11 protein-coding genes are annotated in these 11,820 nt (G+C 68.4%); 7 read left to right on the plus strand and 4 right to left on the minus strand.

Annotated elements, in window-relative coordinates; genetic code table 11:
• Window positions 1–87: 87 nt before the first annotated feature.
• Both AB0959_RS14190 and AB0959_RS14195 read right to left on the minus strand, forming a co-directional pair.
• A complete protein-coding gene (locus AB0959_RS14190; RefSeq protein WP_366826671.1) occupies window positions 88–861 on the minus strand; it encodes an SDR family oxidoreductase in 774 nt (257 codons plus the stop codon).
• A complete protein-coding gene (locus AB0959_RS14195) occupies window positions 858–2,396 on the minus strand; it encodes a long-chain fatty acid--CoA ligase (protein WP_366826672.1) in 1,539 nt (512 codons plus the stop codon). The genes AB0959_RS14190 and AB0959_RS14195 overlap by 4 nt, the downstream gene beginning before the upstream one ends.
• A gap of 167 nt (window positions 2,397–2,563) precedes the next feature.
• Between AB0959_RS14195 and AB0959_RS14200 the strand changes: the two genes are divergently transcribed.
• From AB0959_RS14200 to AB0959_RS14210, 3 genes are read left to right on the plus strand one after another with little or no spacing between them, the layout of a single operon-like run.
• A complete protein-coding gene (locus AB0959_RS14200) occupies window positions 2,564–3,391 on the plus strand; it encodes an enoyl-CoA hydratase/isomerase family protein (RefSeq protein WP_366826673.1) in 828 nt (275 codons plus the stop codon).
• The gene (locus AB0959_RS14205) at window positions 3,388–4,446 is read left to right on the plus strand and encodes an alcohol dehydrogenase catalytic domain-containing protein (RefSeq protein WP_366826674.1); all 1,059 of its coding nucleotides are present in this window, start codon (window positions 3,388–3,390) and stop codon (window positions 4,444–4,446) included. Before AB0959_RS14200 ends, AB0959_RS14205 begins: the two co-directional genes overlap by 4 nt.
• A gap of 1 nt (window position 4,447) precedes the next feature.
• Window positions 4,448–5,602: an acyl-CoA dehydrogenase family protein gene (locus AB0959_RS14210; RefSeq protein WP_366826675.1), complete on the plus strand. Its 1,155-nt coding sequence runs from the start codon at window positions 4,448–4,450 to the stop codon at window positions 5,600–5,602.
• A gap of 49 nt (window positions 5,603–5,651) precedes the next feature.
• Here AB0959_RS14210 and AB0959_RS14215 read toward each other — a convergent pair whose 3' ends face one another.
• Window positions 5,652–6,359 (minus strand): TetR/AcrR family transcriptional regulator, encoded by a 708-nt coding sequence (locus tag AB0959_RS14215; protein ID WP_366826676.1) that lies wholly within the window; start codon window positions 6,357–6,359, stop codon window positions 5,652–5,654.
• Between the two features lie 256 nt (window positions 6,360–6,615).
• Between AB0959_RS14215 and AB0959_RS14220 the strand changes: the two genes are divergently transcribed.
• Together AB0959_RS14220 and AB0959_RS14225 are read left to right on the plus strand one after the other, a co-directional pair.
• Window positions 6,616–8,541, plus strand: coding sequence for a dehydrogenase E1 component subunit alpha/beta (locus AB0959_RS14220; RefSeq protein ID WP_366826677.1), 1,926 nt, complete (start codon window positions 6,616–6,618; stop codon window positions 8,539–8,541).
• 305 nt (window positions 8,542–8,846) lie between these two features.
• Window positions 8,847–9,545: a TetR/AcrR family transcriptional regulator gene (locus AB0959_RS14225; RefSeq protein WP_366826678.1), complete on the plus strand. Its 699-nt coding sequence runs from the start codon at window positions 8,847–8,849 to the stop codon at window positions 9,543–9,545.
• 198 nt (window positions 9,546–9,743) lie between these two features.
• Here the strand turns inward: AB0959_RS14225 and AB0959_RS14230 are convergent, their stop codons facing one another.
• Window positions 9,744–10,790, minus strand: coding sequence for a cyclase family protein (locus AB0959_RS14230; RefSeq protein ID WP_366826679.1), 1,047 nt, complete (start codon window positions 10,788–10,790; stop codon window positions 9,744–9,746).
• 192 nt (window positions 10,791–10,982) lie between these two features.
• On the opposite strand from AB0959_RS14230, the gene AB0959_RS14235 reads away from it, so the two are divergent.
• Both AB0959_RS14235 and AB0959_RS14240 read left to right on the plus strand, forming a co-directional pair.
• A complete protein-coding gene (locus tag AB0959_RS14235; protein WP_366826680.1) occupies window positions 10,983–11,381 on the plus strand; it encodes a nuclear transport factor 2 family protein in 399 nt (132 codons plus the stop codon).
• A 24-nt stretch (window positions 11,382–11,405) separates the two neighbouring features.
• A complete protein-coding gene (locus AB0959_RS14240; protein WP_366826681.1) occupies window positions 11,406–11,804 on the plus strand; it encodes a nuclear transport factor 2 family protein in 399 nt (132 codons plus the stop codon).
• Window positions 11,805–11,820 lie beyond the last annotated feature (16 nt).

Genomic DNA, 11,820 nt, shown 5'->3' on the forward strand with positions numbered 1-11,820 from the left:
GCTGCGGCGCTTCGCCCGCGTGCCGCGCCCCCGGCCGAGGCGGTGTGGATCGCCGGCCGGAAACAAGGTTCGGCTGTTCGCCGTGCGCTACCAGGCGGTCCAGCCGCCGTCCACCGTCACGGTCGTCCCGGTCATGAAGCGGGAGGCGTCCGAGGCGAGGAACACCGCCGCGCCCCCCAACTCGTCGGCTTCGCCGACCCGGCCCAGGGGGGTGCCGCCGACGATCCGTTCGCCCCAGCGGCTGTCCAGCAGACCAGAGCTGAGGTCGGTGCGGAAGTAGCCGGGGGCGAGGGTGTTGACGCGTACCCCGCGATCGGCCCACTCCACGGCGAGAGCCTTGGTGAGCGCCTCGACTCCGCCTTTGCTTGCGGCGTAGGCGGCGATCCGCTCGAACCCGGTGCTCGCGTGGACCGAGGAGACGTTGACGATCGAGCCCCTCTTCTGCTCCAGCATCACCTTGCTGGCTTCGCGGCAGCAGTAGAAGGTGCCGGCGAGGTTGACGTCGATGACCTGCTGCCATGCCTCGTCGGTGACCCGCTCGCTCCGGGTGAAATGGGGGCTCACCCCGGCGCAGTTGACCACGACGTCGAGTCGGCCCGTCCACTCGGTGACCCGCTCGACCGAGGTCCGCACGGTGGCCGGGTCGGACACGGAACCGGGCAGGACCAGCACCTTGCCGCCGTGGAGGTCGGAGAGCTCGGACGCCAGTTGTTCCAGGTCCGAGGCGGTGCGTGCCGTCACGGCCAGGGTCGCTCCGGCCTGGGACAGAGCCACCGCCATGGCGCGGCCGAGACCCTTTCCGGCTCCGGTCACCCATGCCGTCCTGCCGTCAAGACGCAGTTCTTCTGTCACGTTGGTCATGCCCGGAGCTCCGTCGGCAGGTCGCGCAGGTTCCGCTTGAGGACTTTCCCGGAGGGGGTGCGGGGGAGTTCGTCGACGATGTCGAAACGGGTCGGCACCTTGAACTTGGCCAGGCGTGCCCGGCAGAACTCATGCAGCTCGTCCGTCCCTGCTCTCATGCCGGGGCGGAAGACGACGAAGGCCCGGGGGACTTCCCCCCATCGGATGTGGGGGAGCCCGACCACGGCGGCCTCCAGGATGGCCGGGTGTTCGTAGAGGACGCGTTCCACCTCGGGGGTGGCGATGTTCTCTCCGCCGGAGACGATCATGTCCTTCTTGCGGTCGTCGATGTAGAGGAAGCCGTCCTGGTCGACGTGTCCGATGTCGCCGGTGTGGAACCAGCCGTCCCTGAGCGCCGCCGCTGTCGCTTTCTCGTCGCGCCAGTAGCCCGCGAAGACCTTCGGGCCCCGCAGGGTGATCTCGCCCAGCTCGCCCGCCGGTACCGCCCTGCCTGCGTCGTCGACGATCCGGACCCGCGTGTGCGGGACGGGACGGCCCACCGAACCGAGTTTGGAGACGGCGTGCTCGCGGTCGAGGAAGGTGTCGCCCGAGACCGTCTCGGTGAGTCCGTACGCATCGGCGAACCAGGCGTTGGGGAAGGCGGTCATGATGCGCCTCAGTACGGGCTCCGGAGTCTTCTCCCCGCCACCGAGCATGAAGCGGACCGAGGTGGTGTCGTAGGCCTCGCGGCCGGGCACCTCCAGGACGGCGTTGACCATCGCGGGAGCGAGCCACAGGTTGGTGACGTGCTGATCCTGGATCGCCCCGAGGACGCCTTCGGCGTCGAACCTGCGCTGCAGGACCACTTTTCCGCCCGCGTACAGCACTCCCAGCGCCGGCATGTCCAGGCCCCCCACGTGGTACAGCGGGCCGCAGACCAGCGTGGTGTCAGCGGCGGTCAGGCCGAAGTGCACGATGTGGGCAAGGTTCTTGGCCTGCGCGTTCCCGTAGGTGATGCACACACCCTTCGGCCGTGAGGTGGTGCCGGAGGTGTACATGAGCCGCTGCAGGTCGCCGGGCGCGACGTCCACCGGCTCCACCTCGGAATGTGGATGCCGGGCCAACAGGCCCTCGTAGTCCGTCCACGGCGCCGCGGGGAATTCGGGGTCCACCTGGATCCGGTGTTCCAGGCCGCGCAGACCTGTGGCGATCCGGTCCACGGCCGGGGCGAACTCCGGCTCGGTCACGATCACCCTGGCGCCCGCGTGGTCGAGGATGTACTGCCATTCCTCCTCGGACAGCCGGTAGTTCAGCGGCAGGAACACCGCTCCGATTCGGTTGACGGCATACACCAGTTCCAGGAATTCCGGCCTGTTGTACAGCAGGAGCGCGACGATGTCCCCCCGGCCCACGCCCAGCTCGGACAGGCCGGCTGCCAGCTGGTTGACCCTTGTGTGCAGTTCGCGCACGGTCAGGCGCCGTTCGTCCTGCACGACGGCCACGGCGTCGGGCCGTTGGGCCGAGTGGTAGTCGAGGATGCTCGCGAAATTGTGCACGGCGACTCTCTCGTTCGGTGACCGGCATTGTCCCGACCGGTCGGTTGCCCGCTACAAAGTTTTCGTGTACCCATTGGTCTATAAAACTTGTAGCCGCACTTTACGACGCCCCGCAGCCACCGACAACCGTCCTGCGGAGGCGATTGCCGGGGGAGAGGAGGGCCTCTGTGCCACGTATCCGTCTTGAGGCCGACGGCCCGGTTGTCACGCTCCACCTGGCCAATCCGCCGATGAACGCGTTCGACTCCGCACAGCGGCGGGAACTGGCTGCCGCCGCCCGCGAGCTGACGGATGCCCAGGACGTGCGGGCCGTGGTGCTCTACGGCGGTGAGCGACTCTTCGCCGCAGGGGCGGACATCAAGGCTCTGGCCGCGATGGGACCGGAAGAGGTGCGCCGCTGGAACCGGGCCCTCCAGCGGACCTTCGACGAGATCGCCCGTCTGCCGATGCCGGTCGTGGCGGCGCTGACGGGATACGCGCTCGGCGGCGGACTCGAACTGGCGCTGTGCGCCGACTACCGGGTGACAGCCGACGACGTGCTGCTGGGGCAGCCTGAGGTCCAGCTCGGCATCATTCCGGGCTCCGGCGGCACCCAGCGACTGACGCGCCTGGTGGGTCCGGCGCGGGCGAAGAACCTGCTGATGACCGGCCGCCGGGTGGACGCACAGGAGGCGCTGCGCATCGGACTCGTGGACGAGGTCGTCCCGCCGGAGTCGGTGTACCCCGACGCGCTGGCCTACGCCAAGCGGCTCGCCGCGGGCCCGGCGGCTGCTCTGGAAGCGATCAAGGAGGCGGTGGACCACGGCGGCGACGCGGCCGTGTCCACCGGCCTCGCTCTGGAGCGGTCCCTGTTCACAGGAGTATTCGGCACGGCGGACGCGGCCACCGGACTCCGCTCCTTCCTCGAACACGGCCCGGGAAAGGCGAGGTTCGGGGACCCCGTTCCAGACGGCGGCGACACGGACCGCGACGACACGAAGGGGCCCACGACATGAAGGCACTGCGCTGGCACGGCGCCCGCGACCTGCGGCTGGAGGAGGTGCCGGACCCGCCGGAACCGCAGCCGCACGAGGCGGTCGTGGACGTCTCATGGTGCGGGGTGTGCGGCACCGACCTGCACGAGTTCCTCGAAGGTCCGCACATGATCCGCAATGGGCCGCACCCGCTCACCGGCGCCCAGCCGCCTCTCGCCCTCGGGCACGAGTTCAGCGGAACCGTGCTCGCCCTGGGCAGCGAGGTACCCGGCATCGCGGTCGGTGACCGGGTGACCGCCGACCCCGTGTGGCGCTGCGGTGTCTGCTACTGGTGCGCCCGCGGCGAGTACCACATCTGTCCCAAGAGCGGCTCGGTGGGGCTGGCGTCCCCCGGGGCGTTCGCCGAGCGCGTCACCGTGCCGCTCGCCGGGCTGACCAGGCTGCCCGACAACGTCACCGACGAGATGGCGGCGCTGGCCGAACCACTGGCCGTCGGCCTCCACGCGGTGCGCCGGGCAGAGGTGAAACCGGGCGACAACGTTCTGGTCGTCGGAGGCGGACCGATCGGCTTCGCCGTCGTCCTCGCGGCCCGTCTGGCGGGAGCGGCCGGGCTGTATGTGAGCGAGCCGCTGAAGGAGCGCCGGGAAAGGCTGCTGGAGACCGGTGTCACGGAGACGTTCGACCCACGCGAGACCGACGTACGCCGGGAGGTGTTCCTGCGCACCGGCCGCATCGGCCCCGATGTGGTGGTCGACGCGACCGGCGTGGCGGCGCTCGCGGCACAGGCGGTCGCCACCGTCCGGCGCGGCGGCCGGGTCGTCCTCGCGGGCGTCGGCCACGGCAACGTCGAGATCGACATGGGACAGCTCGTCTTCTACGAGCGCGCCGTTCTCGGCACGCTCGGCTACAACTTCGACATCCCCCGGGTCATCGACCTGATGAGCACCGGGCGCCTGGACGCCTCACCTCTGGCCACCGGGCGGTTCTCGCTGGACGACGGTGCCGGGGTGTTCGCCGACCTGGCCGCGGACCGGGCCTCCCACCTCAAGGTTCTGCTGACTCCGAAGGGACTGTGACATGGATTTCGACCTGCCTGAAGAGACGCAGGCGTTGCAGGGGATGGTCCGCGAGTTCGCGGCCCGTGAGATCGCCCCGCACGCGGCCGAATGGTCGGAGAACGAGCAGTTCCCCACACACATCTTCACCAAGCTGGGGGAGCTCGGCCTGATGGGCATGCTGGTGCCCGAGGAGTACGACGGCGCCGGATCCGACATGGTGTCCTACGTGGCCGTGATGGAGGAACTGGGCGCCGCCGATCAGTCCGTGGCCTCATCCTGGAACGCGCACTCAACCATCGCCACTCTGCCGATGCTCGCCTACGGCACCGAGGAGCAGAAGCACCGCTGGCTGGCCCCGCTGGCGCGGGGCGAGGCCATCGGAGCGTTCGGTCTGACCGAGCCCGACGCCGGCTCCGACGCGGCCGGCATCACCACCAGTGCCCGCCGCGTGGAGGGGGGCTGGGTGATCAACGGCACCAAGATGTTCATCACCAACGCGGGCACGGACATCAGCCAGGGTGTGACGCTGCTTGCGGTGACCGGCCGCGAGGACGAGGGACGCAAGCGGTTCGCGACCTTCTACGTCCCGACGGACACGCCCGGCTACACCGTCGGGCGCAAGCTGAAGAAGCTCGGCTGGCACGCCATGGACACCCGTGAACTCGTCTTCACCGACTGCTTCGTCCCCGAGGACCATGTGATCGGTGAGGAGGGCGGGGGACTGCGCCAGTTCCTGTCCGTGCTCGACAAGGGCCGTATCAGTGTGGCCGCCCTGGGCATGTCGCTGGCGAAGGCAGCGCTCGCACTCGCGGTCCAGCACGCCAAGGACCGCGAGCAGTTCGGGCGCCCCCTCTCCGCCTTCCAGGCGGTGGCGCACAAGATCGCCGACATCGGCACCGAGTTCCAGGCTGCCCGCTGGATGGTCTACCGGGCCGCGTGGCTCGCCGATCAGGGGCGCCCGCACGCGACGGAGGCGGCCATGGCGAAGCTGTACGCCTCCGAAGTCGCCAACCGCGCGGCCTCGGCGGCGGTGCAGATCCACGGCGGCTACGGCTACGTCCGCGAGTCGGAGATATCACGCTTCTACGCCGACGCGAAGATCCTGGAGATCGGCGAGGGCACGAACGAGATCCAGCGCAATGTCATCGCCAGGGCCCTGGTCCAGCGAGCGTGAGGCCCGGCCGGGTACGTTTCCGCGACGTACGGTCCGCCGCGGAAACGAATCAGTCCAGCACAGGGGCGGGCACCCAGTCGGCTTCGGGGTCGAGCGAGAGATCCGGCCGCTCGCGCCTGAACGCTTCGGCTCGCTCCTCGACGCATCGCAGGACGCTCTCGGCCACCCCGAACCCGCGGAACAGGGTGGCGCAGTACTCACGCGAGAGGAAGGTCGGATCCCACGGTCCGTCGGTCCGCACCCATTGGTAGGTGTGATTGTGCAGGTTCAAGAACTGCAGCGTGGCCAGGGCGGGTTCGATCGAGCGCATGCTGTCCTGCTCGGCGGCCTCGGCGAGGAGGCGCGAGACGAACTGCTCGAACTCGAACCGCTGCCGGAGCAGGGTGCGCAGTTCATCGCCGCTGAGACTGCGGTAGTCGTGCTCGTAGACCCAGATGTGGTCGAGCCTGTGGAAGATGATCGTCAGCAAGGACTCCGAGAGCAGACGCAGGCGCAGCAGCGGTGCCTCGTCCAGCTCCGCGACCTGCCGTGCCCGGTTGAGGAGTGGCAGCATCACCCGCGACTGGATCTCGATCAGCAGGTTTTCCTTGGAGCCGATGTAGTAGTACAGCGCTCCCTTGGCGAGCCCGACCGCCCGGCCCAGGTCGTTCACGGAGGTCGCCGCGTAGCCCTGGCGGGCGAACATGTCGGCGGCCGTGTCGATGATCTTCTGGCGCCTGACCTCGAAGTCGGGACCGTGCCCCGGCGGTCGTGGCATTCGACTCTCTCCCTCTCTTGTGACACCGCGTCGGCTCCGCATTCACACGGCTCGGACGTTGGCCGAGGGCGGAAAGCGACGCGATGAATGCTGCCTCCATTTTGCTAGACCAACCAGTACATTAAAAAGACGGTCCAGGCGGTGCCTCCGACGGGTCGCCTGCGTGAGTGTAGCGAGGACGCACATGACTGTGGCACCGCAGATAGCCGGCGTGGAATCCGCGCATGCGGGACAACTGCTGGAAATGTACCGGCGGATGAGTCGCATCCGTCGGTTCGAACGGCGGGCGTCGGACCTGTACAAGAACACTGAGATTCCGGGCTTCCTGCATCTGTCGATCGGGCAGGAGGCCAGTGCTGTCGGAGCCTGCTGGCCGCTTCGCGACAGTGACGGAATCACCTCCACGCACCGCGGCCACGGCCATGTGCTGGCCAAGGGGCTGGACACGGCGTCGATGATGGCCGAGTTGATGGGCAAGGACGCCGGCACCTGTCACGGCCGCGGCGGCTCCATGCACATCGCCGATCCCGGTCTCGGCATCTACGGGGCCAACGGCATCGTCGGCGCCGGACTGCCCATCGCCGCGGGGGTGGCCACGGCGGCCAAGCTGCGTGCCGCCGGGGATGTCGTGGTGGCTTTCTTCGGCGACGGAGCGGTCGCACAGGGCATGTTCCACGAAGCGGTCAACCTGGCCGCCGTATGGGACCTGCCGGTCGTCTTCCTCTGCGAGAACAACCACTACTCCGAGTTCTCGCCCGCCGCAGAGCAGCACCGTGCCCCGCTGTCGGCCCGCGCCGCGGGATACGGCATCGGTTACGCGCATGTGGACGGCAACGACATCCTCGCCGTCGCTGGAATCATGACCGACGTGGTGGAGCGGATCCGGCAGGGCGGCGGCCCCGTTCTGGTCGAGGCCGAGACCTACCGCTGGCACGGCCACTACGAGGGCGACCCCGAGCGTTACCGCAGCCCGGAGGAGGTCGCTGCCGCCAAGGAGCGGGACCCGCTGCTCGTGGCCCGTCGTCACCTTGCGGCGGCAGGGGTGACCGAGGCGCGGGCCGACGCGGTGGACGAGGAGATCGACAAGGAGATCGACGCGGCCGTGCAGTGGGCGAGGAGTCTGCCCGAGCCCGCTCCCGAGACCCTCCACGACTTCGTCTCGGCCCCGCGCACGGCAGTGCCCGAACCCGCTCCCCTCCCGGCCGACGCGGAGATCTTCCGCTCGATGGACGCCGTGCGCCTCGCGCTGGAGCACGAACTCGCCGCGGATCCCTCGGTGTTCGTGGCCGGGATCGACGTCGGAGCGGGCGGCAACGTCTTCGGACTCACCCGGGGCCTCACCCAGGCCTTCCCCGGCCGGGTCCGCGACACCCCGATCAGCGAGAGCGCGATTCTCGGCACGGCGGTCGGGGCGGCCATGGCCGGAATGAAACCCGTGGTGGAGATCATGTACATGGACTTCATCGGCGTGTGCCTCGACATGCTGCTCAACCAGGCCGCCAAGCTGCGCTTCATGACAGGCGGGCGCGCCTCCATGCCGCTCGTCGTACGGACCCAGTTCGGCGCGGGCCGGTCCTCCGGCAGTCAGCACTCGCAGAGCCTGGAAGCCCTGCTCGCCCACATTCCCGGGCTGACCGTGGTGATGCCGTCCAATCCGGCCGATACCTACGGCATGCTCCGGGCCGCCATCCAGGACCCCAACCCGGTCGTGTTTGTCGAGAACCGCCTCCAGTACGGCTTCAAGGGCCCCCGCCCCGCACCCGATCACCTGGTCCCGTTGGGCAAGGCCAAGGTTGTCCGCGAGGGCACCGACATCACTCTCGTGTCCTGGTCCCGGATGGTCCAGGACTGCCTCGCAGCCGCCGAGCAACTCGCCGCGGAAGACATCAGCGTCGAGGTGGTCGACCTGCGCACGGTGGCCCCGCTGGACCGCGAGACCGTCCTGGCCTCCCTGGCCAAGACGAACCGCCTGGTCATCGCCCATGAGGCGGTACGGGACTTCGGGGTGGGCGCCGAGCTGTCCGCGCTCGCCGTCGATGAGGGATTCTGGCATCTTGACGCCCCCGTCACGCGCGTGGCGCCGCCCTCGGTGCCCGCTCCGTACGCGCCCTCACTGGAGCGCGTGTGGCTGCCCTCGAAGGACGCGATCGCGGACGCCCTGCGCCGTATCGCCGCGGTCTGAGCAGAGATGCCCCCGGATACATTTCCCGGGGGCATCTCTTTCGATGTCCGGACTCGGCCTGGCTGACCGGTAGGACCCGCATGACAGGACCGGTGAGATATGGAATATCGCCATGCCCGGAATGAGGCGATTACAGATCCTGTCATTGGATGCTTGAGTCCAAAATAGACTGAATGATCCAAAGCGGCCCAGGGGCTCGGCTGTCGCACGGTTGAGGGGCCACCCGGACCGTTGCCGGCCTCGTTGGACTCCAAGATCCCGAACCGGTCCTGTGGTGTGGGCTGAGGCCCCTAAAATGTTGAGCTATGCCAAGACCACCAGGGCACGGGCCGGGCTACGAGATCAAGCGGCAGGAGATCATCGACAAGGCGGCCGCGCTGTTCGCCAAGAAGGGGTACGCCGCCACCGGCATCGCGGAAGTGGGTGCTGTCGCCGGGCTGGCCAGGGGTGCGCTGTACTACTACATCGGCTCGAAGGAGCGTCTCCTCGTCGAGATCCAGGACCGGGTGATGGGCCCCATGCTCACCAACGTGCACCGGATCGCCGCGCTGGACGAGGATCCGGTGCTGCGGCTTCGCATGCTGTCCCAAACGCTCCTGGAGAACATTCTGGCCCGGCTGGACCACGTCTGGGTCTATGAGCACGACTACCGCAACCTGCGGGGGGACAATCGTTCGCGACTGATGACTCAACGCCGCGAGTTCGAGGATGTCGTCCAGCGACTGCTCGTCGCCGCGATGGAGGACGGATCGTTCCGCAAGGTGGATCCCAGACTCGCTACTCTCCAGTTCCTGAACATGCACAATCACACCTATCAGTGGATCAAGCCGGGCGGGGGATGGGACGCCGAGTATCTCTCCCGTGAGTACTGCGCGACCCTGTTCCTGGGCTTCGCCAGCCCCGGCTATCGGTTCGACGACCTGGAGGAGCGCATGAGCGAGTTCCTCGCCAAACGGAAGACGGCCAGTCCCGAGCCGGTTCCCCCCTCCTCCCGGGAGGCGTGACGCGGGGCTCCGCGGGGCTCGGACACCGACAGCGCGCTTCTTGGTGACCGTGGTCCGGTCGGGGCGCGCAGCGCGGAAGCGGCGAATGACCCTCTGAGTGCAGGCGGTGTGACCTGCGCACACGCCGATGCCCCGGAACCGGGGTTCTGGGGCATCGCGGAGCGTGGAACGGGCGACCGGCCCTGTGCCTCCGTACCGTCAGACGGTGGCGACAGGGGTCAGTGGGCTGCCCTGTGTGCCGGGGAGGTTGAGCGGGGGAGCCGTGAGCAGGAAGCGGCTGCGGCGGTGCGCACGCAGCCAGGCGGCCAGGTCGTTGAGGTACCACAGCTCACCGAGCGGGACGCCGAGCTTGAACAGACACAGGTGGTGGATGGGGAGCAGGGTGTGCGGGCCCTGGGCCTGTGTCACGCCCACGCCCTCGACCGCGTAGTTGTCCGCGATCAGCGCCGAGATCTGCGAGTCGGTGATCCACTGCAGCAGGTCGGGGTCGTCGGCGTCGAGGTAGGGGGCGGTCTGGTGGATTGCCACGGGGTCGGGGTTCTTCTCCCAGGCGAGGATCTGGGTGGCGAATCCGGTGTGCAGCAGGAGCATGTCGCCGGGTTCGACGACGACGTTGTCCGCCGCCATGATCTCCTGGAGCTGCTTGTAGGTGACGGGCTGGTAGCCGGTGCCCAGGTGGTGGGCGATGTCGATCAGGACGCCCCTGCCCTGAACGCCGTGCTCCGCCATGTGCTCCAGCCCGAGGTGGCGGGCGAAGGAAATGCTGCCGCTGTTGTCGCCCTTGGCGTCCTCCTGAGGGCCGACGAGGTCGGTGCCGGGCCGGTAACCGTTGTAGTAGACCGGCTCCGCGACGCCGTCGCCGTCGGCGTCGAACTCGGCGCCCTGGTGGGCGAGGGAGTCCCACTGGGTGGAGTACTGCAGCCACAGGGTGACCACGTCGTCCGACCACACGTCGATCAGATCCGGGCTGATCTGCTCGCTCGCCACGACGTTGTAGAACACGTCCTGTTTGTGTGCCAGGTCCTCGGTCGGCCGGAGGATCGGCGGGTAACGCCGCTGGTTCATGGCCGATCCGCCCGGGTAGTCGAGCGGCAGGCTCAGGCTGAAGGTGATCCCGTGCTCGACCTCGCGCACGCCCTGGAGGACCTTCTCGGCAGTGAGCAGGTTGATGCGGCCGAGTTCGTCGTCCTCGCCCCACTCGCCCCACGTCGAACCCGGCGGCCGCTGCTTCCAACGCTTCGTCACGATAAATGCCTCCTCTGCCGACGTCCCTGTCGACTGTCGCCGTCATGCTATTGACTATGTACCGCTTGGTCAATGAAACATTTTATTAAATCTCATCTGACCTTGGAGGCATTTCTTTGCCAGTAATAGACTGGACGGTCGAAATGAGATAGACCAGAATCTGTACGTACCTGGCAGCACTTGGAGCATTGAATGAGCGAATCCCTGCACGCGGAGGTCGTCGCGGGCGTCCGCGCCACCCTCGGCGCGCACACGCAGGCGCAGGACGCCGGCCGCACCGACGAGGTCGCCGCCCTCTACACGTCCGACGCTGTCCTGGAGGTGCCGGGGCTCGAGCCCATCGAGGGGCGCGACGCCCTCCGTCAGGCGTTCAAGGGCTGGGAGCCCACGCGGCCTCAGCTCCACCTGGTGAGCAACACGGTGGTCACGTCGGCCGGTGAGAACGAGGCGACGGCGGTAAGCGACGTCGTCTTCCTCCAGAGGGGTGATTCGGGCTGGACGGCGCAGATCACCGGACGGTACGTCGACACTCTCCGTCGGTCGGACCGGACATGGCGCCTCCACCGCAGGACCACCACCTACCAGGCCTGACCCACCACGTATCCGGGAGTCGCAATGACCACATCCACCGAGGCCTCGGTCGCCGCCCACGTGCAGGCTGCCATCGCCGCCTACGCACACGCACTGGACGCCGACCGGGTCGACGACCTGGTCGAGTTGTTCTGGCCCGACGGGGCCGCCGAGATCACCGGCGTCGGCACCTTCGAGGGGCACGAGGCGATACGGGCCGGGTACGCCGGCTTCTCGCCGACCCGGCCCCAGCTGCACCTCGTGGGCAACACCGTCATCACCTCCGCGACCGAGGACGAGGCGACGGCCGTCAGCAACCTCGCCTTCTTCCAGCGCGACGACTCGGGCTGGGCGGTCCGGCTGGTGGGCCGCTACGACGACGTACTGAGGCGGCGCGACGGTGAGTGGCGCTTCCAGCGGAGGGTCACCACCTTCCTGCCGTGATCTGCAACCGAGTTCG

It is taken from the genome of Streptomyces sp. NPDC046862 (genome assembly GCF_040704615.1).
Classification (GTDB): Bacteria; Actinomycetota; Actinomycetes; order Streptomycetales; family Streptomycetaceae; genus Streptomyces.

Bases quoted from the DNA above. Each gene is read 5' to 3' on its own strand.
- AB0959_RS14190 (WP_366826671.1), bottom strand. From the start codon at position 861: ATGACCAACGTGACAGAAGAACTGCGTCTTGACGGCAGGACGGCATGG.
- AB0959_RS14205 (WP_366826674.1), top strand. From the start codon at position 3,388: ATGAAGGCACTGCGCTGGCACGGCGCCCGCGACCTGCGGCTGGAGGAG.
- AB0959_RS14210 (WP_366826675.1), top strand. From the start codon at position 4,448: ATGGATTTCGACCTGCCTGAAGAGACGCAGGCGTTGCAGGGGATGGTC.
- AB0959_RS14215 (WP_366826676.1), bottom strand. From the start codon at position 6,359: ATGCCACGACCGCCGGGGCACGGTCCCGACTTCGAGGTCAGGCGCCAG.
- AB0959_RS14220 (WP_366826677.1), top strand. From the start codon at position 6,616: ATGAGTCGCATCCGTCGGTTCGAACGGCGGGCGTCGGACCTGTACAAG.
- AB0959_RS14225 (WP_366826678.1), top strand. From the start codon at position 8,847: ATGCCAAGACCACCAGGGCACGGGCCGGGCTACGAGATCAAGCGGCAG.
- AB0959_RS14235 (WP_366826680.1), top strand. From the start codon at position 10,983: ATGAGCGAATCCCTGCACGCGGAGGTCGTCGCGGGCGTCCGCGCCACC.
- AB0959_RS14240 (WP_366826681.1), top strand. From the start codon at position 11,406: ATGACCACATCCACCGAGGCCTCGGTCGCCGCCCACGTGCAGGCTGCC.